The organism is Streptomyces sp. NPDC005423 (assembly GCF_040606415.1).
In the GTDB taxonomy this organism is placed as follows: domain Bacteria; phylum Actinomycetota; class Actinomycetes; order Streptomycetales; family Streptomycetaceae; genus Streptomyces.
This window is the reverse complement of record NZ_JBEXET010000050.1, coordinates 1-21,343: the sequence shown is the minus strand read 5'-3', so window position 1 is coordinate 21,343 and position 21,343 is coordinate 1. Positions and strand designations below refer to the sequence as shown.

The following is a 21,343-nucleotide window of genomic DNA, read 5'->3' as shown; positions in this document are numbered from 1 at the left end:
AGCCGTCCCGTCCCCGCGTGGAGACCGCGCGGGGGAGGCAGTGACTAGGCCGGGACGCTCGCCACGCCGCGGGCCAGGAACGGCTTGCCGTTCACCCGCTCCGAGACGCCCTCGCGGTCCAGGTACGGCGTGATGCCGCCCAGGTGGAAGGGCCAGCCGGCACCGGTGATCAGGCAGAGGTCGATGTCCTGCGCCTCGGCGACGACCCCCTCGTCGAGCATGAGGCCGATCTCCTGGGCCACCGCGTCCAGCACCCGCTCGCGCACCTGCTCCTCGGTGAGCACGGAGTCGCCCTGCTTCAGCAGCGCCGCGACCTCCGGGTCCAGCTCGGGCTTCCCGCTGTCGTAGACGTAGAAGCCGCGCTTGCCGGCCTTGACGACGGCCGCGAGGTTCGGGGAGACCGTGAAGCGGTCCGGGAAGGCCCGGTTGAGGGTCTCCGAGACGTGCAGGCCGATCGCGGGGCCGACCAGTTCGAGCAGGACCAGCGGGGACATCGGCAGGCCGAGCGGCTCGACCGCCTTCTCCGCCACGTCGACCGGGGTGCCCTCGTCGATGACGTTCTGGATCTCGCCCATGAAGCGGGTGAGGATGCGGTTGACGACGAACGCGGGGGCGTCCTTCACCAGGACCGCGGTCTTCTTCAGCTTCCTGGCCACCGCGAAGGCGGTCGCCAGCGAGGCGTCGTCGGTCCGCTCGCCGCGCACGATCTCCAGCAGGGGCAGGATCGCCACCGGGTTGAAGAAGTGGAAGCCGACGACCCGCTCGGGGTTCTTCAGCTTCGACGCCATCTCGGTGACCGACAGCGAGGAGGTGTTGGTGGCGAGGATCGCGTGCGCCGGGGCGACCGCCTCGACCTCCGCGAACACCTGCTGCTTGACGCCGATCTCCTCGAAGACGGCCTCGATGATGAAGTCGGCGTCCGCGAAGCCCTCGGCCTTGTCCAGCACACCGGTCACCAGCGCCTTGAGGCGGTTGGCCTTGTCCTGGTTGATACGGGACTTCGACAGCAGCTTGTCGATCTCGGCGTGGACGTAGCCCACACCCTTGTCGACGCGCTCCTGGTCGATGTCCGTGAGGACGACCGGTACTTCGAGGCGGCGCAGGAAGAGCAGGGCGAGCTGACTGGCCATCAGGCCCGCGCCCACCACGCCGACCTTCGTCACCGGACGCGCCAGGTTCTTGTCCGGGGCACCCGCCGGACGCTTGCCGCGCTTCTGCACGAGGTTGAACGCGTAGATGCCGGCCCGCAGTTCACCGCCCATGATCAGGTCGGCGAGCGCCTGGTCCTCGGCGTCGTAGCCCTGCTGGAGGTCGCCGTTCTTCGCGGCGGCGACGATGTCCAGCGCGCGGTAGGCGGCCGGGGCCGCGCCGTGCACCTTGGAGTCCGCGACGAGGCGGCCCTTGGCGACGGCCTGGTCCCAGGCCTCGCCGCGGTCGACGACCGGGCGCTCGACCGTGACGTCGCCGTTGAGGACGCCGGCCGTCCAGAGCAGCGACTGCTCCAGGAAGTCCGCACCCTCGAAGAGCGCGTCGGCGATCCCGAGGTCGAGGACCTGCTCGCCCTTGAGCTGCTTGTTCTGGTTGAGGCTGTTCTCGATGATCACCGAGACGGCCCGCTCGGCGCCGATCAGGTTCGGCAGCAGCGTGCAGCCGCCCCAGCCCGGCACCAGACCGAGGAAGACCTCGGGGAGGGAGAAGGCGGCGATCGACTTCGACACCGTGCGGTACGCGCAGTGCAGACCGACCTCGACACCGCCGCCCATGGCCGCGCCGTTGTAGTACGCGAAGGTCGGCACCGCGATGCCCGCGAGGCGCTTGAAGACCTCGTGGCCGCCCTTGCCGATGGCGAGCGCGTCGTCGTGGTTCTTCAGCAGCTCGACGCCCTTGAGGTCCGCGCCGACGGCGAAGATGAAGGGCTTGCCGGTGACACCGACACCGACGATCTCGCCGGCCGCGGCCTCCTTCTCGACCTGGTCGATGGCGGCGTCCAGGTTCGCCAGCGAGGCCGGGCCGAAGGTGGTCGGCTTGGTGTGGTCGAAGCCGTTGTCCAGCGTGATGAGCGCGAACCGCCCGGCGCCGTACGGCAGTTCGAGGTGGCGGACGTGCGCGGACGTCACGACCTCGTCGGGGAACAGCTCGGCCGCACCCTTCAGAAGCTCGGTGGTGGTGCTCACTTGTCTCCCTCGAAGTGCGGGTTCTCCCAGATGACCGTGGCGCCCATGCCGAAGCCGACGCACATGGTGGTCAGGCCGTAGCGGACGTCCGGGTGCTCCTCGAACTGGCGGGCCAGCTGCGTCATCAGCCGGACGCCGGAGGAGGCCAGCGGGTGGCCGAAGGCGATGGCACCGCCGTACTGGTTGACCCGCTCGTCGTCGTCCGCGATGCCGTAGTGCTCGAGGAAGGCCAGCACCTGTACGGCGAAAGCCTCGTTGATCTCGAAGAGGCCGATGTCCTCGATCGACAGGCCGGCCTTGGCGAGCGCCTTCTCGGTCGCGGGGATCGGGCCGTAGCCCATGACCTCCGGCTCGACGCCCGCGAAGGCGTACGAGACCAGACGCATCCGCACCGGCAGGTTGTTCTCGCGGGCGAAGTCCTCGGAGGCGATGATCGACGCGGTGGCGCCGTCGTTGAGCCCCGCCGCGTTGCCCGCGGTGACCCGGCCGTGCACCCGGAACGGCGTCTTCAGACCGGCCAGGTTCTCCAGCGTCGTACCCGGGCGCATCGGCTCGTCGGCGGTGACGAGACCCCAACCGGTCTCGCCCACCTCGGAGTTGGTGTTGCGCACCGAGATCGGTACCAGGTCCTGCTGGATCTTGCCGTTGGCGTACGCCTTGGCGGCCTTCTCCTGCGAGCGGACCGCGTACTCGTCGGCGCGCTCCTTGGTGATCCGCGGGTAGCGGTCGTGCAGGTTCTCCGCGGTCATGCCCATGAACAGGGCGGACTCGTCGACCAGCTTCTCGCTGACGAACCGCGGGTTGGGGTCCACTCCCTCGCCCATCGGGTGGCGGCCCATGTGCTCGACACCGCCGGCGATGACGGCGTCGTAGGCGCCGAAGGCGATGGAGCCCGCGGTGGTGGTGACGGCGGTCAGCGCGCCGGCGCACATGCGGTCGATCGAGTAGCCGGGGACCGACTGCGGCAGACCGGCGAGGATGCCCGCGGTGCGGCCGAGGGTCAGACCCTGGTCGCCGATCTGCGTGGTCGCGGCGATCGCGACCTCGTCGATCTTCTTGGGGTCGAGGCCGGGGTTGCGGCGCAGCAGCTCCCGGATCGCCTTCACGACGAGGTCGTCGGCCCGGGTCTCGTGGTAGATGCCCTTCGGGCCCGCCTTGCCGAACGGGGTGCGGACGCCGTCGACGAAGACGACATCCCTGACGGTACGAGGCACGATTGGCTCTCCTCCAGGGTGCGGGATCGGCACTGCTGCGATGCGCTGAGCGCGCGCTCAGGAACCATGCTACTTGTGGGTAACCAAGCTGCCCAGTCCCGGAGCCCGGAGCGGCGAACGTCACATCCCGGATGCCTCCCCGATCATGCCCCGGCCTCCTCCGCGTGCCCGAAGATCTTGGCGTGATTTCGCCGTCGGTCTTCCGCCGCGGCGGCCCCTCGGCGCCCACCCGGAGACGATCCCGGCGGCGACCGGCGCTCATGATCCCGTCGGCACCGCTCGTCCTCCGGTGGCCGCCGCGATCAGGAGTCCTGCGCGGACAACGCCTCCACCAGTACGGGAGTCACCTGCTCGACCTGCCAGGCACGGGCCCCGTACCCGGCGAGCGCGGCGGCGACCGTCCCGGCGTCGGCGACCCCCGGCGGCTCCCAGCAGACCCGGCGCACCGTGTCGGGGGTGATCAGGTTCTCCTGCGGCATGTTGAGCCGCTCGGCCAGCGCGGAGACCCCGGCGCGGGCCGCCGAGAGGCGCGCCGCCGCCGCCGGGTCCTTGTCGGCCCAGGCCCGGGGCGGCGGCGGCCCCGCGACCTGCTGTCCGGGCTGCGGCAGCGCCCCGTCGGGCAGCGCCTTGGCGCGCTCCACCGCGGCCTGCCACTGCTCCAACTGCCGCCGCCCCATCCGGTGGCCGAACCCGGGCAGCGCCGCGAGGGCGTGCACGTTGACCGGGAGCCCCAGCGCGGCCTCGACGATGGCGGCGTCGGAGAGCACCTTGCCCGGTGACACGTCCCGGCGCTGCGCGATCCGGTCCCGCGTCTCCCACAGCTCGCGCACCACACCGAGCTGACGCCTGCGCCGCACCTTGTGCATGCCGGACGTGCGGCGCCAGGGGTCCTTGCGGGGCTCCGGCGGCGGCGCCGAGGCGATCGCGTCGAACTCCTGCCGCGCCCAGTCGAGTTTGCCCTGCCGGTCCAGCTCCTTCTCCAGGGCGTCCCGCAGGTCGACGAGGAGTTCGACGTCCAGGGCCGCGTACCGCAGCCACGGGTCGGGCAGCGGACGGGTGGACCAGTCGACCGCGGAGTGCCCCTTCTCCAGTACGAAACCGAGCACGCCCTCGACCATCGCGCCCAGCCCGACCCGCGGGAACCCGGCCAGCCGTCCGGCCAGCTCGGTGTCGAAGAGCCGCGTCGGCACCATGCCTATCTCGCGCAGACAGGGCAGGTCCTGGGTCGCGGCGTGCAGCACCCACTCGGCCCCGGAGATCGCCTCGCCGAGGCCGGAGAGGTCGGGGCAGGCGACGGGGTCGATCAGCGCGGTGCCGGCGCCCGCGCGGCGCAGCTGGACCAGGTAGGCGCGCTGTCCGTAGCGGTAGCCGGACGCGCGCTCGGCGTCGACGGCGACGGGTCCCGAGCCGGCCGCGAAGGCGGCGATCATCTCGGCGAGGGCGTCCTCGTCCGTGATGACGGGCGGAACGCCCTCCCGGGGTTCGAGCAAGGGGATCGGCGCCGGTTCGACGTCGTCCGGAGGGGCGCCTCCGGTGGTTCGCAGTGAACTGTCTGCTGCGGTCTCTTGGGCGTCGGTCACATGTCAAGAGTATCTGTGAATGGACGACACCCGCCGACGGAACGTTCCGTCGGCGGGCGTCCGGGGGTCGTATTCCGGTCAGGTCGTCGAGAGTTCCCGCGCACGGTGCGGGAGAGGTGTGTACCGGGGTGGGCGGGACGTTTTTGTGGGGGGAGTCAGTGGCGGCGTCAGTGGATGATTCCGGTGCGCAGCGCGACCGCGACCATCCCGGCCCGGTCGCCCGTGCCGAGCTTGCGGGCGATGCGGGCGAGGTGGCTCTTGACGGTCAGCGCGGACAGGCCCATGGAGACGCCGATCGCCTTGTTCGACTGGCCCTCCGCGACCAGGCGGAGGACCTCGACCTCACGGCCGGAGAGCTCGCGGTAGCCGCCCGGGTGGCTCGGGGCGCCCGGGGGGCGGCGGTGCATACGGGCGGCGGCGGAGCCGATGGGGACGGAGCCGGGCCGGGTGGGGAGCCCGACGTTGGTACGGGTGCCGGTCACGACGTAACCCTTGACTCCGCCCGCGAGGGCGTTGCGTACGGCGCCGATGTCGTCGGCGGCGGACAGGGCCAGGCCGTTGGGCCAGCCGGCGGCTCTGGTCTCCGACAGGAGGGTGAGACCGGAGCCGTCGGGCAGATGGACGTCGGCCACGCAGATGTCGCGCGGGTTGCCGATTCGGGGGCGGGCCTCCGCGATGGACGACGCCTCGATCACGTCACGGACTCCGAGCGCCCACAGGTGGCGGGTGACGGTGGAGCGGACGCGGGGGTCGGCCACGACCACCATGGCGGTCGGCTTGTTCGGGCGGTAGGCGACCAGGCTTGCGGGCTGCTCAAGGAGAACGGACACCAGGCCTCCTGGGGGGCGGGACGGGATCGGCTCTGGGGATCAAGCCGGGGCTGACCGTGCTTTCAAGGTCACAGTCGTCTTCGGCAGCAAACCCGTCCGCCTTTAGAGAATGATCACGATCTGGTGAGTAACAATCGGTTCAAATCGGACGCGCGATCGATCATCCGAAGATCGAACCGATTCGTTAGCCTTCGTTAGTCGCCCGAATCGCGCTCGAAAGTGGCCGTATCGACAAAGAGATCGGCAAGGCGGGGCATGGCACGGGTAAGACCCGTCGGACAGCATGACAAAACGCCCGGCGGCGGGCCGGGCGAGGCTGGGACGAGAGCGCCGTACGAGGGCTACGGGAATCCCGAGGGGAACCGCGGACGGCTCAGCGCGACTGCGGGCCCCTGCGCTGCGGCAGCGTCACCACCGACGCGTCGCCCGGGCCGGCCGGCGGCAGACCGGCGACCTGGGCCAGCAGATCGCACCAGGAGGCGAGATGCGCCGCCGTGTCCGGGACGCCGTTGAGCCCCTCGCGGGGCGTCCAGGAGGCGCGGATCTCGATCTGGGAGGCGGACGGCCGCTCCGCCAGGCCGCCGAAGTAGTGCGAACTCGCCCGCGTCACCGTCCCGCTCGGCTCGCCGTACGTCAGACCGCGCGCCTGGAGCGCGCCGGTGAGCCAGGACCAGCACACGTCGGGCAGCAGCGGATCGGCCGCCATCTCCGGCTCCAGCTCCGCCCGCACCAGCGTCACCAGCCGGAACGTGCCGTGCCAGGCGTCGTGCCCGGCCGGGTCGTGCAGCAGCACCAGCCTGCCGTCGGCCAGGTCCAGGTCACCGTCGACGACGGCCGCCTCCAGCGCGTAGGCGAAGGGGGCCAGCCGCTGCGGCGCGCGCGTCGGCTCGACCTCGATCTGCGGCCGCAGCCGCGAGGTCCGCAGCGCCTCGACGGCCGCCCGGAAAGGCGGCGGGACCGTATCGCTCGTATGCCCCTCCCCCTCCTTCGCGTCGTCCATCCCGTCAGCGCCGTCCGACAGTCGTCCCTGAGCCGCAGCCATGCGGGGAAGGTTAAGGGGAACCGGGGCTCCGTGCAGGGAGAGACACCCGTGCGAATGTCCCCTGTCGGTATCGCGCCCCGCGAAGGCGACCTGGGGCGGGGGCGGTCGCGGCGCCGTGGGAGACTCTCCCGCGTGAGTGCCAACCAGAGCCCCGCGGGCCAGCAGCCGACCGCCGCCTCCGACGCAGTCCGGGATTCGGCCTTCCTGAGGGCGTGCAGGCGTGAGCCCGTCCCGCACACGCCCGTGTGGTTCATGCGGCAGGCCGGGCGCTCGCTGCCGGAGTACCACAAGGTCCGCAAGGGCATCGCCATGCTCGACTCCTGCGTGCGGCCCGACCTGGTCGCCGAGATCACCCTCCAGCCGGTGCGCAGGCACCACGTGGACGCGGCGGTCTACTACAGCGACATCGTCGTCCCGCTCAAGGCCATCGGCGTCGACCTCGACATCAAGCCCGGCGTCGGCCCGGTCGTCGAGAAGCCGATCCGCACCCGCGCCGACCTCGCCCAGCTGCGCGACCTCACCCCCGAGGACGTCACCTACGTCACCGAGGCCATCGGCCTGCTCACCGCCGAGCTCGGCGCGACCCCGCTGATCGGCTTCGCCGGCGCGCCCTTCACCCTCGCCAGTTACCTCATCGAGGGCGGCCCGTCCCGCACGTACGAGAACGCCAAGGCGATCATGTACGGCGACCCCGAACTCTGGGCCGACCTCCTCGACCGGCTCGCCGACATCACGGCCGCCTTCCTCAAGGTGCAGATCGAGGCGGGCGCGAGCGCCGTCCAGCTCTTCGACTCCTGGGCCGGCGCGCTCGCCCCGGCCGACTACCGCCGCTCCGTGCTGCCCGCCTCGACGAAGGTCTTCCGCGCCGTCGAGGGCTACGGCGTGCCGCGCATCCACTTCGGCGTCGGCACCGGCGAACTGCTCGGCCTGATGGGCGAGGCCGGCGCGGACGTCGTCGGCGTCGACTGGCGCGTCCCGCTGGACGAGGCGGCCCGCCGGATCGGCCCCGGCAAGGCGCTCCAGGGCAACCTGGACCCGACCGTCCTCTTCGCCTCCACCGACGTCGTGCGCGAGAAGACCCGCGAGGTCCTCGACTCGGCCGCCGGCCTGGAGGGCCACATCTTCAACCTCGGGCACGGCGTCATGCCGGCCACCGACCCGGACGCCCTCACCCGGCTCGTGGCCGACGTGCACGAGCGGACGGCCCGCTGAGCGGCGTTCACCACGTGTGCCGGGGCCGGGCCCGCCTGCCGAACAGCAGGCCGGGCGGTTCCGGCGGCGGGGGCGTGCCCGCCTTCAGCGGCCAGGCGAGCAGCATGCCCGTGAGGAAGCCGACGACGTGCGCCTCGTACGCCACCGTGCCGACGTCGGAGACGCCCGCGCCGTACGAGTAGAACGCCTGGAGCACGAACCAGAAGCCCAGCACCAGCCAGGCGGGCAGCCGCAGCGGCAGGAAGAACAGGAAGGGCACCAGGACCCACACCCTGGCCTTCGAGTACAGCACCAGATAGGCGCCCAGCACCCCGGCGATCGCCCCGGAGGCGCCGATCAGCGGGTCGCCCGACGAGACGTTGAGCAACGCGAACCCGTAGGCCGCCGCGTAGCCGCACACGACGTAGAAGAGCGTGAAGCGGAGGTGGCCCATGCGGTCCTCGACGTTGTTGCCGAAGATCATCAGGAAGAGCATGTTGCCGAGCAGGTGCAGCCAACTGCCGTGCAGGAACATGGCGCTGAGGACGCTCAGCGGCGGGGACTTGTCGTAGGTCGGCGGTCCGATCACACAGCCGGGGCGGCCCTGGCCGCCGAGTCCCACCGTGCCGTCGGGGACGGCCAGCGGCAGCTGATGGTGAATCAACTCCCGTGGTACGGCGGCGTAGTGGTCCAGGAAGGCCTGGAGATGGCAGAGCTGCGAGAGGTCGCCGCCGCCCGCCACGGAACCGGCCATGCCGGGAGTCGACAGGAAGACGATGACGTTGACGGCGATCAGGACGTACGTCACCCAGGGGGTGCGGCGCACCGGATTGACGTCATGGACGGGGATGACCACAAGGAAGTAGTGCCCGCGATGCGCGCGGCGAACCGGTGAACACGGCCGGCCGCGGGCGCGTATGTCTCCTCAACCGCTCGCGGTACGGGGATGGCGTGCCGCGGGGACGACGTGAGGACAGGCGATGAACGACCGAGTGATGCCTCCGATACACGCCCTGCCCGATGGCGAGGCCGAGATCGCGCTGGTGGTGCGCCTCCCCTGGGAGGACGTGGCCCGGCTCGGACAGGAGGCGGGACGGCTCGCTACCCAGATGCAGCGGCCGGTGACCCTCGACGAGGCGGTGAGCCACCGGCTGCGCTCCGTCCCGCTGGGCGCGCACGCGAAGCCGCCGGCTGCGCAGCCGGCGGCCATGGCGCCCAGCGCGTCGGTGTCGTCCCTGCCGGCCAGGCCGCCGGCCGAACAGGCACGGCAGGCGATAGACCGCATCAACGGCACCGCGTAGGAGGAGCCCGTCACCACATGGGACCGGCGCCGCTTGGGACCGGCGGACCGCTGAACTGCCGCACGGCAGAAGCCTGTTGACGAACCGTCAGGACATTGTCTCGCGGACCTTGGCGGTGGCCTTGCGGGCCGCCACCAGTACCGGGTCCCACACCGGTGAGAACGGTGGGGCGTACCCAGGTCCAGGGCTGTCATCTGCTCCACCGTCATACCGGCCGTGAGGGCCACCGCCGCGACGTCGACCCGCTTCGCGGCGCCCTCGCGGCCGACTATCTGCACCCCCAGGAGACGGCCCGTGCGCAGTTCGGCGAGCATCTTCACCGTCATGGGGGCGGCGCCGGGGTAGTAGCCGGCCCGGTTGGTCGACTCGACGGTGACCGTCACGAAGCGCAGCCCCACCCGGTGGGCGTCCTTCTCGCGCAGCCCGGTGCGCGCGATCTCCAGGTCGCACACCTTGCTGACGGCCGTCCCGACCACCCCGGGGAAGACGGCGTAGCCGCCGCCCACGTTGGCGCCGATGACCTGCCCGTGCTTGTTGGCGTGGGTGCCCAGGGCGATGTGCCGCTGCTGGCCCGAGACCAGGTCGAGCACCTCCACGCAGTCACCGCCGGCCCAGATGTCCTCGTGCCCGCGCACCCGCATCGCCAGGTCGGTGAGCAGCCCGCCGTGCGGGCCCAGCGGCAGCCGGGCCGCCCGCGCGAGCGCCGTCTCGGGGCGCACGCCGATCCCGAGGACCACGACGTCCGCCGGGTACTCGCCGTCCTCGGTGGCCACCGCCCGCACCCGCCCGTCCTCCCCGGTGAGCACCTCGGTGACCTCGGTGTCGTCGACCATGGTGATACCGAGGCCCTCCATGGCGTCGCGGACCAGGCGGCCCATGTCCGGGTCGAGCGTGGACATGGGTTCCGTGCCGCGGTTGAGGACGGTCACCTCGTAACCGCGGTTGATCAGCGCCTCCGCCATCTCCACGCCGATGTAGCCCGCCCCGACGACCACCGCCCGCCGTCCACGCGTGCGTGCCAGCGAGTCGAGCAGCGCCTGCCCGTCGTCGAGCGTCTGCACGCCGTGCACCCCGGGGGCGTCCATCCCCGGCATCTCGGGGCGCACCGGTCGCGCCCCGGTCGCGATCACGAGCTTGTCGTACGACGTCCAGGACCCGGCCCCGGAATCGACGTCCCGCGCGCGTACCCGACGACCGGCCACGTCGATCTCCGTGACCTCGGTGCGCAGCCGCAGGTCGATACCGCGCGCCCGGTGCTCCTCGGGGGTGCGGGCGACCAGGTCGTCCCGCCCGGCGACGTCACCGCCCACCCAGTAGGGGATCCCGCACGCCGAGTAGGAGGTGAAGTGGCCGCGCTCGAAGGCCACGATCTCCAGCTCGCCGGGGCCCCTGAGCCGGCGCGCCTGGGACGCCGCGGACATTCCCGCGGCGTCCCCGCCGATCACGACCAGTCGTTCCGGGGCACCACTCGCACCACTCGCACCACTCGCACCGCTCATGCTCATGCGCACACGCTACGGCTGCCGGTCCCCTCAGTCCCGCTCGGCCGTCTCCCGGACCCGCCGGAGCCGGGGCCGTACGAACCGGAGCCACACCAGGAGCGCCACGGCCGCCAGTACCGCGAAGGGCAGGACCGCGCCGAGGGCCAGCGCCAGCCAGCGGACCATCGTGACGAACACGTGCCAGCCGCCCGCCAGCGCGTCCGAGAAGCCGGGGGTGCCGTCCTCGGCGGCCTTCGTCGCCACCGGGGTCTCGGACAGGGAGAGGGTGATGGTGGCCAGGGCGGTGCGGTCCTTCAGGGAGGACTGCTGGGCGAGGAGCGCCTCCAAGTCGGACTCCCGGGTGCTCAGTTCACCCTCCAGCTCCACCACGTCGCTGATCGCGGTGGCCCGGTCCATCAGCTCGCGGACCCGGGCCACGCTGGCGCGCTGCGAGGCGATCCGGCTCCGCACGTCCACCACCTGGTCGCTGACGTCCTGCGCCTTCGCGGTGCGGTCGAGCAGCTTGCCCGCGCCCTCCAGGTCGCCTAGGACCTCGTCGTACCTCGCGGTGGGCACGCGCAGCACGACCCGGGTGCGCTCGTGGCCCTTCTCGTCGCGGTCGGTGGTCTCGTCGCCCACGAAGCCACCCGCGTTCTCGGTGGTGGTGCGGGCGGCGTCGAGCGCCTTGGCGACATCCTTGACCTGGACGGTCAGCGAGGCCGTACGGATGATGTCGGACGCGGTGACCCGGGGCGGCGCGGTGGCCCTCACGCCGCTCGCGGCGCTGCCCGCCGCGCCCGCCTTCGAGTCGCTCCGCGGTGCGGCGGCCTTCCCGGCGGCGCCGGAGTCGGCCGCGTCCGACCCGGCACCGCACCCGGCCAGTGCCAGAGCCGAGGCCAACAGAAGCCCCGCCACTGCCTGGACGGGCCTGATGGAACGGTCGGTGCGCATGGGTGCCCCCGGTGTCTCGACGACTGATGCTTCTTGGACGCCCGGACCGGGGCGAACGTTGGCCGGCGCGTGTCCCGATGCGGTCACGGTCGGGATACGCGCCGGACACCGGCCCGGCGTCGCGCTGTCAGTGCCGTCTGAGAGGCTGGTGCCATGCGCGAAGTGGAGACTCGTACGGGCCCGCGGCAGGTCGTCGTCATCGGCGCCGGCATCGCCGGGCTGGCCGCCGCCCACCGGCTGCTGGAGCGGGGCGGCACCCGGGTGACGGTGCTGGAGGCGTCGGACCGGGTCGGCGGCAAGCTGCTGCCGGGCTCGATCGCGGGCGTACGGGTGGACCTCGGCGCCGAGTCGATGCTCGCCCGGCGCCCCGAAGCGGTCGCGCTCGCCCGCGAAGCAGGCCTCGCCGACCGCCTGTTGCCGCCCGCCACGGCCACCGCGTCGATCTGGACCCGGGGCGCGCTGCGGCCGATGCCCAAGGGCCATGTCATGGGCGTCCCCGGCACCGCCGCCGCCCTCGCCGGCGTCCTCTCCGAGGAGGGTTTGCGCCGCATCGAGCGCGACGCCGACCTGCCCCGCACGGAGATCGGCGACGACGTGGCGGTGGGCGAGTATGTGGCGCGGCGGCTGGGCCGCGAGGTCGTCGACCGCCTGATCGAACCGCTGCTCGGCGGTGTCTACGCGGGCGACGCCTACCGCATCTCGATGCGCTCGGCGGTCCCCCAGCTGTTCGGGGCCGCCAAGTCCCACGCCTCCCTGACCGAGGCGGTCCGGGCCGTCCAGGCACGTGCCGCGACCGCACAGCAGACCGGGCCCGTCTTCATGGGCATCGACGGGGGAGTGGGCCGGCTCCCCCTCGCCGTCGCGGAGTCGGTGCGGGTGCGCGGCGGCGAGATCCTCACCGGCACCGCGGTCACCGCACTGCGCCGCGGCGGCCCCTCGGGCTGGCAAGTGGTCGCCGGGGACCGGGTGTTCGACGCCGACGGCGTGGTCGTCGCCGTACCCGCCCCGGCCGCCGCCCGACTGCTGCGCGCCGAAGTGCCGGGCGCCGCCGCCGAGTTGAGCACCATCGAGTACGCCTCGATGGCCCTGGTCACCCTCGCCTACCGTCGCGCCGGCACCACCCTGCCCGAAGGCAGCGGTTTCCTCGTACCGCCCGTCGACGGCCGCACCATCAAGGCCTCCACCTTCGCCTCCCAGAAGTGGGGGTGGATCGCCGACGAGGACCCGGACGTACTCGTCCTGCGCACCTCCGTCGGCCGCTACGGGGAGACCGAGATCCTGGAGCGCGACGACGACGGCCTGGTGGACGTCTCGCGCCACGACCTGCGCGAGGCGACCGGCCTGGACGCCGTACCCCTCGAAGCGCGGGTCACCCGCTGGACCGACGGCCTGCCCCAGTACCCGGTCGGCCACCACGCGCGCGTGGCCCGCGTCCGCGAGCACGTGGGCAGGTTCCCCGGCCTGGCCGTCTGCGGCGCGGCCTACGACGGGGTCGGCATCCCGGCCTGTATCGCCGACGGGTACGCGGCCGCCGAGCAGCTGACCGGCGACCCGGTTCCGAGCGGGTCCGGCGGAGCGGGAGAATAGCCCCATGAGTGACGACGCCCCCACCACCGAGCCCGGCCGCACCCCGAACAAGGGCAAGCTGGCCAAGGACCTCAACGAGGTCATCCGCTACACGCTGTGGTCCGTCTTCCGGCTGAAGGACGCGCTGCCCGAGGACCGCGCGGGCTACGCCGACGAGGTCCAGGACCTGTTCGACCAGCTCGCCGCCAAGGACGTGACCGTCCGCGGCACCTACGACGTGTCGGGGCTGCGTGCCGACGCCGACCTCATGATCTGGTGGCACGCCGAGACCGCCGACCAGCTCCAGGAGGCCTACAACCTCTTCCGCCGCACCCGGCTGGGCCGGGCCCTGGAGCCGGTCTGGTCGAACATGGCCCTGCACCGCCCCGCCGAGTTCAACCGCTCCCACGTCCCGGCCTTCCTGGCCGACGAGACGCCCCGCGACTACATCAGCGTGTACCCGTTCGTGCGCTCCTACGACTGGTACCTGCTGCCCGACGAGGACCGCCGCCGCATGCTCGCCGATCACGGCAAGATGGCCCGCGGCTACCCGGACGTGCGCGCCAACACGGTTGCCTCGTTCTCCCTCGGCGACTACGAGTGGATCCTGGCCTTCGAGGCCGACGAGCTGTACCGCATCGTCGACCTCATGCGCCATCTGCGCGCCTCCGAGGCCCGGATGCACGTCCGCGAGGAGGTCCCGTTCTACACGGGCCGCCGCAAGGCCGTCGCCGAGCTGGTCGCCGGTCTCGCTTAGGGCGTGCCGGTGGTGGCGGTCCGGCCGGTGGGGGCGGTCCCCCGACCGGAGCGCCGCGGAGCGCTCGGCTCCGGTTCCGGGTGCGGCGCGCACGACGCGCGCCGCTCCGGCAGCCGGCCCTCCAGCAGATACGCGTCGAGGTAGCCGTTGACGCACTTGTTGGGGCCGCCCGCGACGCCGTGCGTGCCGGCGTCCCGCTCCGTCACCAGCACCGAGTCCGACAGCCGCCGCCACAGTTCGACGGCGCCCACGTACGGCGTGGCCGCGTCCCGCTCGGCGGCCAGGATCAGCACCGGCGCCAGCTCACCGGGGGCGGTCCGCACGTCGAGCGGCCGCTGCCGGGGCGCGGGCCAGTAGGCGCACGGCAGGTTCATCCACACGTTGTCCCAGGTCTCGAAGGGCGCCGTCCGCGCCAGCCGGGTGTTGTCCCGGTCCCAGACCTTCCACTCGGTCGGCCAGGGCGCGTCGTTGCACTCGACGGCCGTGTAGACCGCGTTGCCGTTCTCCGCCTCGACGGCCGCCTCCGGTGTCGGACCCGCCTGCTCGATCAACGGCTTCGGGTCGCCCTTCAGATACGCCGACAGCGCCTGCGCCCGGTGCGGCCAGAAGTCGTCGTAGTACCCGGCCGTCAGGAACGCGCCCTGCAACTGTCCCGGCCCCACCGTGCCGCCGGCCGGCTTCTTCGCCAGCCGGGCCGCCGCCTTCTCGTAGCTGCGCAGCACTTCGTCGGCCGTGTCTCCGAGTCCGTAGACGTCGTCATGCCGGGCGACCCACTCCCGGAAGTCCGCCCAGCGGCCCTCGAAGGCGGCCGACTGGTCGAGGTTGTCGCGGTACCAGATCCGCTCGGGGTCCGGGTTCACCGCCGAGTCGAACACCATGCGCCGCACGTGCGTGGGGAAGAGGGTCGCGTAGACCGCCCCGAAGTAGGTGCCGTAGGAGGCGCCCATGAACGTCAGCCGGTCCTCGCCGAGGGCCGCGCGCAGGACGTCCAGGTCGCGGGCGTTACTCAGCGAGTTGTAGAAGCGCAGCCTGCTGCCGGACCGCTCGGCGCAGCCGCGCGCGAACGCCTTCGCCTTGGTGATGCGCTTCTCCTTGTACGCCTGTGAGGGGTAAGTCGGCGACTGCGAGGGGGACTTGAAGAGCCGCTTGGGGTCCTCGCAGGACAGCGGCGCCGAACGGTCCACTCCGCGCGGGGCGTAGCCGACGAGGTCGTAGGCGGCCGCGATCCGCTTCCACGCGGGGAACAGGCCGATCATCGGGAAGTACATGCCGGAGGCGCCGGGGCCGCCCGGGTTGTAGACCAGGGCGCCCTGGCGGGGGACCTTGCGCTTGCTGTTGTGCGGGTCCTTGTGGGTGGCCCGCACCCGGCTGACCGTCAGTCTGATCTGCCGGCCGCCGGGGTGCGCGTAGTCGAGCGGGACGGAGACCGTGCCGCACTCCATGGTCCCGGGCAGGTCCTGGGCGTCGGGGCATCTCCCGAAGCGGATGCCGGCGGCCCGCGCGCGGGCGGCGGCTTCGGCGGTGCCGCGCGCTTCGGTGACGGCGGCGGGGGCGGCCCGGGCGCCGTCGGCGGGGGCGGCGGTGAGTGTCGTCAGGAGCAAGGACCCGGCGGCCGAGTAGAGGGCGGCGGCTCTCATGGCGTTTTCCCTTCGGTGCGCTGCTGCGACGAAAGGGATGCTTCGGCCGGCCCGTGGTGAAGGCAAGCCCATCGGACCGGTGTCGGCTCCAGTGCCTCCGTACGCCCCCCGGAGCGCGCCGCGCTCAGCCGCGCGGCTCGCCGGACTCGCGGTGCGCGAAGGCGGCGCGCACACCCGGTTCGCCGACCGCGCGGATCCCGCGTACGGCGACGGAGGTGAGGTACGTACGGTCGTCACCGCCCCGGCCAGCGCGCCGGGCCAGGGTGCCGAGCAGCCGCTGCCCGGCCGGGGAGGCCCAGCGCGAGTACGGGTGCACCTCGACCCGCGCGATGGCCAGACAGCTCAGCGTCAGGGCGAGCGGCAGCGCGAACCAGAGCGCGACCAGGTCCCGGGGCATCTCGGAGGGGACCGGCGCCAGCAGCGCCGCCACGCCGAGCGCCAGCACGGCCGCCGCGGCGGTCCGCACCTGCCGGATCCCGGACGCCACGCTCGTGCGGGCGCCGTCGGGTACCGCCAGGCCCGCGTCGACGAGCCGGTCGGCGAGGCCGCGCACCGCGTCGGTGGAAGCGGCGGTGGCCCGCACGGGGGCGATCCGCGACTGCCCCTCCGGCCCGATGGCGCCGATCACCGACCGCTCCATCTCGTCCCGCCCGCGTGGATCGACGACGGTCGCCCAGCCGGTGTGCGCGAGCAGCAGCCGGCGCTGCCGCGCCATGGAGACCAGCGTCAGATCGGCGACCCGCGCGGGGCCGCCGGAGAGGAACGCGGCCTCGTAGAGCGTCAGTTCGTGGCCCTGGCCCTGGCCCGCGTCGTCGGCGGCCGTCCGTACGGCCGCCAGGCAGAGCCGGGTGCAGGCCGTGCCGGCGACCACCCAGGCCAGCAACAGGAGGAGGACCCAGAACATGCCATTTTTCTATGCCACAGGCGCTGTCCGACGCCATGCCCTGTTCACGATCCGGACGGAGCGTTGTCTGTATGTGACGTTCCGCTTGTCGGGAAACGTCCGGCGGGCGAGCGCTACGGCCGTGTGCTCGGCGGAGGGCTGGAGGCGGCCGGCGGCAGTCCGTACCCCCCGGGCGCCGACGGGCTCACCGGGACGGCGGGACCCGGGTCGGCGGCCGGGCCGGGCGGTGCGGGGGAGGCGGTGACCGGGGGTGTGCTCGTGGCGGCCATGTTCCGGGCCAGGGCGCCGAAGTCGACGTACCCGGTGGCCTCCAGGACCTTCATGTGGTCCAGGACGGTACGGTTCGCGTCGTCGGCGAGGGTGCGCACCAGGGAGTTCTGGGTGGTGGCCCGGACCTGCGCGACCACCGTGAACACCCGGCCGTGCGCGAGGCGCAGGATGTTGGCGAACTCGCGGTCGAAGTCCACGCCCCGCGCGGAGTTCAGCTCCGCGAGCCACTGCCGCTGCTGGTCGTTGGGCTGGTTCGGCAGCGCCAGGCCGAGCCGGTCGGCGACGTCCCGCACCCGCCGGTCGAGGAACGTGTGCCCCTCGACGAGGTGCTGCCCCGCCGTCCGTACGGCCGGGGTGGTGCCCTTCTCCTCGGCCTGGAGGCCCGCGGGCGCCTCCCACAGTCCGGCCAGCCGGACCTTGGTGACGAAGTCGCGGTCGAGCGCGGAGAGCGGACCGAAGCGGGTCGGCACGGATTCGTCGGCGAGCACGCTCACCCCGGTCCCCGACCGGTCGGCGTAGGACCAGACCGGGAAGACCAGCGCCGCCAGCGTCGCCGTCAGGCCCAGGATGATCAGCCAGGTGCCGGTGAAGATGCCTCTGCCCTTGACGGGTGGTCGCGGTCGCATGGGGTGCCTCCTGTCGCGGCACCGCACGTGAGTGCGCTTCTCGTGCGGGATCCGCCATGTTACTGCGGAGTCCTGGACAAATGCGCAGGAGCCCCCGTAACCCCCGTAACCCCCGCAAGCCCTCAGCGCCGCAGCAGCACCCGCCGGGTGGCCCGGGCGAGCCGGACGGCCGGCCGGCCGGAGCGGGGCACCGGACCCGAGCGCTCCAGCCACCACTCCCGCAGCAACCGCCGCGCGTCGGCGTCCGCGGGGCCGCCGGAGAGCAGCAGGTGGCCCGCGAAGTCCAGTGCGTCCCGCCGGTAGCCGCCGGTCATCGGCCGGGTGTGCGCGTAGGCGAGGAAGGCGGCCCGATAGCCGGCGCCGAGGATCTCCGGCAGTTCGGGCGCCACCTTCGCCACCACGTCGGCCCGTTTCGCGCCGAGCGCCCGCGCCTGCACCCCGAGCCGCACCCGGTCGAACCCCTCGGGCACCGGTGTTCCGCCGACCAGCGCGGACAGCAACGCGGCCTGCGCGAGCCCGAGCCGCTGACGGGCCGGGGCGGTGGTCCCGTCCGGGGCGGGGGCGGGGGCTGCCGCGCCGGGGTCGGTGCGGTCTCCGGGGTCGTCCCCGGTGCCGCTCCCGGCGCTGTCTCCGGTCCGGGAGGCGCGACGGACGCGGATACCGTCCGCCCTCTCCAGCGCTCCCCGTATCGCCTTCAACTCCCGTTCCAGTTCGGCCGGTTCGGGGAAGTTGTCGTCGCGTTCCAGGAGCACTCCGGGCGGACTGACGCGGGAGGCGAGGTTGGTCAGGATGCCGAGCACCGCGTCGGGGACCGGGTGGGCGTGGCTGTCGTGCCAGACGCCGTCGCGTTCGACGCCGCCCGCGACATGGACGTAGGCGATCGCCTCGACGGGGATTTCGGCGAGCGCCCCGGCCGGGTCCTCGCCGCGGTTGACGTGGTTGGTGTGCAGGTTGGCGACGTCTATCAGGAGGCGTACGCCGGTGCGGTCGGCGAGTTCGTAGAGGAACTGGCCCTCGGTCATCTCCTCGCCCGGCCAGGCGATGAGCGCGGCGATGTTCTCGACGGCGAGCGGCACGGGGAGTGCGTCCTGGGCGATCCGGATGTTCTCGCACAGCACGTCGAGCGCGTCCCGGGTGCGCGGTACCGGCAGCAGATGGCCCGCCTCCAGCGCGGGGGACGCGGTCAGCGTCCCGCCCGCCCGGACGAAGGCGATGTGCTCGGTGACCAGCGGCGAACCCAGTGCCCCGGCCCGTTCGGCGAGCGCCGCCAGGCGGCCCGCGTCCGGCCGGTCCGCGCCGCCGAGGCCGAGCGAGACCCCGTGCGGGACGACGGTCACCCCCCGTTCGCGCAGCCGCAGCAGCGACTCGGGAAGGTGCCCGGGGCAGACGTTCTCGGCCACGGCCTCCACCCAGTCGATACCCGGCATGCGCTCCACGGCGTCCGCGATCTCCGGCCGCCACCCGATGCCCGTCCCCAGTCGCTCCATGGTCCGCCCCCTCGACCCCTCGTGCTCAGACCCGCCGTCCCGGCGTGACGGGGGTATGGCCCGGGCGCCACCGCCCGAACCCCGCGCGTCCCGCTTTCAGAGGAACATTTGAGGTTCGGGTCGGGTGCGGGGGTGCGGGTTCGGATCAGGTCCGGTTGGGGTCGGGTCCGGGGTGCCGGCGGTCCCGCCCGCCGGGCCCGGGTGCCGGCCGCCCCGGCCGCCGAGCCTTGCTCGGCCCAACTCGCCGCGCCCGTCGGCGCGTTCGGCACATGGTCCCCGACCGAGCGTCCGTGCCCCTCGCGGTCAGACCCCGGGTCGGCCGACGCGGTCCGGCAGTTCGCCGACGCGGTCGTGTCCCTCGACGGCGACCGTCAGGCCCGGCGCGATCTCGGTGAAGCCCGCGTCCCGCACCAACGGCACGTCGCTGACGGAGAGTTGGTGCCAGTGGGCCGGGTCGGCGGTGCGGACGGCGAGCGGGAAACCGGCCGCGCGCCACGCCACTCGCTCCTTCTCCGACAGGTCCCACCAGGCGAGTTGGGCGCCGTGGCCCACCTGGGCCATCGACTTGCCGGCGGACATCTCCAGCTCCGGGTTGAGCCAGATCACCGGTGCCGCCGGGTCGGCGTCCCCCGGCGGCACCGGGTCGTCGAGTTCGGTGCCCGAGACCTGGAGCCGGGCCAGCTCCTTGGGCCAGCCGTCGAGGGGGACGGGCGGGAAGACCCGTACCTCGGCCGAGCCGCCGGTCACCGTGATGCCGGGCAGCGCCTCGGCCCGTCGCCACTCGGCGCCGCGCGCCCGCCGCACCACTTTGCGGATCCGCGCGTCCTGCCACTCCCGCACGGCTTGCGCCCACTCGCCCTCGCCGATGGACCGTTCGTCGCTCAGCATCGTCAGGACGGCCCGCGCGGCCGTCTCCAGCGCGTCCGTGCGCGCCGGGGGAGCGTCCCGCTCGATCCGGACGACGAGGGGCAGCACGAACTGCGGGGCCTCGTCGCGCGCGGTGGGCTCGGTGTGGAAGGGGCTGTCGCCGGAAGCGGTGGAATCACTGGTCACGGCCTCCAGTCTGCCAGGCGGCGGACGGCACCCACCGGGCGCGGGGACCGTGGGCTCACGGCCCCCCGCTCACCCCGAGCACGCCGTGCGCTGCGCCTCCTGCCACTCGCAGACGGGGCACAGCGTGATCCCCTTCCGCGACTCCGGGTACTCGGTCGGCTTCCGGCACAGCACACATTCCGCGTACGGCTGCTCGTCGTGGTCGTCGCTCATGCGTTCCAGCGTACGAGGGCGGGGTGTCCTCAGTGATGGCGTCCCGCGGCGCCGATCAGCTCCGACACCTTCACGAACCGGAAGCCTCTCTTGCGCAGCTCGGGCACGATCGTGCGGACGGCCCGCTCGGTCACCGGGGCGGCGCTGCGGGTGCAGTGCATGACGACGACCGAGCCCGGCCGTACCCCTTCGAGCACCTGTTGGGCGACGGCGTCCGCGTCCGTCGCGAACGCGTCGCCGCTCACCACGTCCCACTGCACGGCGGTGACTCCGACGGAGCTCAGCGCCTTGAGCGACCGCTGGTCGTAACAGCCGCCAGGGAAGCGGAAGTACGGCATCGCGTCCGGCACCCCCGCCTTCTTGAAGGCCGCGTAGGCGCGTTCCACATCCGCCTTCATCCGCTCCGGCGCCACGGTCGGCAGTCCGTAGCAGTCGCCGGTGAAGGCGTAGTGGCTGTACGAGTGGTTGGCGACCTCGAACTGCGGGTCCCGTCCGATGGCGCGGGCCTGGGTCGGGTACTCGTCGGCCCAGCGGCCGGTCATGAACACCGTGGCCGGCACCTTCAGCGCCCGCAGCGTGGCGATCAGCGGCGGGTTGTCGAAGTGCTCGCCCCTGGCGGCGCGCGGCCCCTGGTCGGCGGTCATGTCCGCGTCGAAGGTGAGGGCGACGGTCCTCCCGTCCGAACGCGGACCGTTCTTGAAGACGGGGGTCAGCCCGGCCGGACCGGGGGCCAGGGTGGGCGGCCGTGAGGAGGTGGCGGTGGGCGCGGAGGGCGCCGGACGGGTGGCGTGGGGCGCCGGGTTGCCACCGCAGGCGGTGAGCGCGGCGCCGAGCGCGCAGGCGGCGGCGACTCGTCGTACTCGAATGATCACCGTACGAACGTAACGGAACAAAAGTGATTAAACGGTCACCGAGAGGGTGTCCGTCGCGTGTGTCCGTGTGCCGTCCGGGTGGTGCGGCTCAGTTCTCCACGGCGGGTGGTGGGGGTGGTGGGGTGGTCTGGGCGCGTTCGAGGAAGCGGAGGAGTTCGACGGGGAAGGGCAGGACGAGGGTGGAGTTCTTCTCG

Annotated in this window: 18 protein-coding genes and 2 pseudogenes; 4 read left to right on the top strand and 16 right to left on the bottom strand. The window is 72.8% G+C overall.

Going from position 1 to position 21,343, the window contains the following annotated elements:
• Nucleotides 1-44 precede the first annotated feature (44 nt).
• The 5 genes from ABZT12_RS33890 to ABZT12_RS33870 all read right to left on the bottom strand — a co-directional run bounded on the left by ABZT12_RS33890 (nucleotide 45) and on the right by ABZT12_RS33870 (nucleotide 6,840).
• The gene (locus ABZT12_RS33890) at nucleotides 45-2,174 is read right to left on the bottom strand and encodes a 3-hydroxyacyl-CoA dehydrogenase NAD-binding domain-containing protein (RefSeq protein WP_356391853.1); all 2,130 of its coding nucleotides are present in this window, start codon (nucleotides 2,172-2,174) and stop codon (nucleotides 45-47) included.
• Nucleotides 2,171-3,388 carry an acetyl-CoA C-acyltransferase gene (locus ABZT12_RS33885; RefSeq protein ID WP_356391850.1) on the bottom strand — a complete coding sequence of 406 codons (1,218 nt, stop codon included), beginning with the start codon at nucleotides 3,386-3,388 and terminating at the stop codon, nucleotides 2,171-2,173. Before ABZT12_RS33885 ends, ABZT12_RS33890 begins: the two co-directional genes overlap by 4 nt.
• 302 nt (nucleotides 3,389-3,690) lie before the next feature.
• Nucleotides 3,691-4,968, bottom strand: coding sequence for a ribonuclease D (locus ABZT12_RS33880; protein ID WP_356391847.1), 1,278 nt, complete (start codon nucleotides 4,966-4,968; stop codon nucleotides 3,691-3,693).
• 167 nt (nucleotides 4,969-5,135) lie between these two features.
• Entirely contained in the window at nucleotides 5,136-5,798 is a 663-nt protein-coding gene (locus tag ABZT12_RS33875) for a response regulator transcription factor (RefSeq protein WP_356391844.1), read from the bottom strand.
• A 373-nt stretch (nucleotides 5,799-6,171) separates the two neighbouring features.
• Nucleotides 6,172-6,840: a DUF3000 domain-containing protein gene (locus ABZT12_RS33870; protein WP_356391841.1), complete on the bottom strand. Its 669-nt coding sequence runs from the start codon at nucleotides 6,838-6,840 to the stop codon at nucleotides 6,172-6,174.
• 132 nt (nucleotides 6,841-6,972) lie between these two features.
• Between ABZT12_RS33870 and hemE the strand changes: the two genes are divergently transcribed.
• Nucleotides 6,973-8,052 carry a uroporphyrinogen decarboxylase gene (hemE, locus tag ABZT12_RS33865; protein WP_356391838.1) on the top strand — a complete coding sequence of 360 codons (1,080 nt, stop codon included), beginning with the start codon at nucleotides 6,973-6,975 and terminating at the stop codon, nucleotides 8,050-8,052.
• A 7-nt stretch (nucleotides 8,053-8,059) separates the two neighbouring features.
• Here hemE and ABZT12_RS33860 read toward each other — a convergent pair whose 3' ends face one another.
• Entirely contained in the window at nucleotides 8,060-8,887 is an 828-nt protein-coding gene (locus ABZT12_RS33860) for a rhomboid family intramembrane serine protease (protein WP_356391835.1), read from the bottom strand.
• A gap of 124 nt (nucleotides 8,888-9,011) precedes the next feature.
• Here ABZT12_RS33860 and ABZT12_RS33855 point away from each other — a divergent pair, with 124 nt between their 5' ends.
• Nucleotides 9,012-9,332, top strand: coding sequence for a hypothetical protein (locus ABZT12_RS33855; protein ID WP_356391832.1), 321 nt, complete (start codon nucleotides 9,012-9,014; stop codon nucleotides 9,330-9,332).
• Between the two features lie 87 nt (nucleotides 9,333-9,419).
• Here the strand turns inward: ABZT12_RS33855 and ABZT12_RS33850 are convergent.
• Nucleotides 9,420-10,837, bottom strand: a pseudogene (locus ABZT12_RS33850) (FAD-dependent oxidoreductase).
• A 27-nt stretch (nucleotides 10,838-10,864) separates the two neighbouring features.
• Entirely contained in the window at nucleotides 10,865-11,764 is a 900-nt protein-coding gene (locus ABZT12_RS33845) for a DUF4349 domain-containing protein (protein WP_356391829.1), read from the bottom strand.
• Between the two features lie 153 nt (nucleotides 11,765-11,917).
• Here ABZT12_RS33845 and hemG point away from each other — a divergent pair, with 153 nt between their 5' ends.
• Nucleotides 11,918-13,351 carry a protoporphyrinogen oxidase gene (gene hemG / locus ABZT12_RS33840; RefSeq protein WP_356391826.1) on the top strand — a complete coding sequence of 478 codons (1,434 nt, stop codon included), beginning with the start codon at nucleotides 11,918-11,920 and terminating at the stop codon, nucleotides 13,349-13,351.
• Nucleotides 13,352-13,355: 4 nt separating this feature from the next.
• Nucleotides 13,356-14,087, top strand: a complete 732-nt coding sequence (gene hemQ / locus ABZT12_RS33835) for a hydrogen peroxide-dependent heme synthase (RefSeq protein ID WP_356391823.1) — start codon at nucleotides 13,356-13,358, stop codon at nucleotides 14,085-14,087.
• On the opposite strand, the gene ABZT12_RS33830 is transcribed toward hemQ, so the two are convergent.
• The 8 genes and pseudogenes from ABZT12_RS33830 to ABZT12_RS33795 form a co-directional block, all read right to left on the bottom strand.
• Nucleotides 14,084-15,724 (bottom strand): alpha/beta hydrolase, encoded by a 1,641-nt coding sequence (locus ABZT12_RS33830; protein WP_356391820.1) that lies wholly within the window; start codon nucleotides 15,722-15,724, stop codon nucleotides 14,084-14,086. The genes hemQ and ABZT12_RS33830 overlap by 4 nt on opposite strands.
• 124 nt (nucleotides 15,725-15,848) lie before the next feature.
• Nucleotides 15,849-16,628, bottom strand: a complete 780-nt coding sequence (locus ABZT12_RS33825) for a TIGR04222 domain-containing membrane protein (protein WP_356391817.1) — start codon at nucleotides 16,626-16,628, stop codon at nucleotides 15,849-15,851.
• Nucleotides 16,629-16,741: 113 nt separating this feature from the next.
• Nucleotides 16,742-17,524 (bottom strand): DUF4142 domain-containing protein, encoded by a 783-nt coding sequence (locus ABZT12_RS33820; protein WP_356391814.1) that lies wholly within the window; start codon nucleotides 17,522-17,524, stop codon nucleotides 16,742-16,744.
• Between the two features lie 122 nt (nucleotides 17,525-17,646).
• Complete coding sequence (locus ABZT12_RS33815) at nucleotides 17,647-19,011, bottom strand: DUF692 domain-containing protein (protein WP_356391811.1); 1,365 nt, start codon at nucleotides 19,009-19,011, stop codon at nucleotides 17,647-17,649.
• Between the two features lie 303 nt (nucleotides 19,012-19,314).
• Complete coding sequence (locus ABZT12_RS33810) at nucleotides 19,315-20,064, bottom strand: peptidyl-tRNA hydrolase (protein WP_356391808.1); 750 nt, start codon at nucleotides 20,062-20,064, stop codon at nucleotides 19,315-19,317.
• A 69-nt stretch (nucleotides 20,065-20,133) separates the two neighbouring features.
• A complete protein-coding gene (locus tag ABZT12_RS33805) occupies nucleotides 20,134-20,277 on the bottom strand; it encodes a hypothetical protein (RefSeq protein WP_356391805.1) in 144 nt (47 codons plus the stop codon).
• Nucleotides 20,278-20,306: 29 nt separating this feature from the next.
• The gene (locus tag ABZT12_RS33800) at nucleotides 20,307-21,149 is read right to left on the bottom strand and encodes a polysaccharide deacetylase family protein (protein ID WP_356391802.1); all 843 of its coding nucleotides are present in this window, start codon (nucleotides 21,147-21,149) and stop codon (nucleotides 20,307-20,309) included.
• An 88-nt stretch (nucleotides 21,150-21,237) separates the two neighbouring features.
• Nucleotides 21,238-21,343: pseudogene (locus ABZT12_RS33795) on the bottom strand (slipin family protein); the annotation flags it as partial.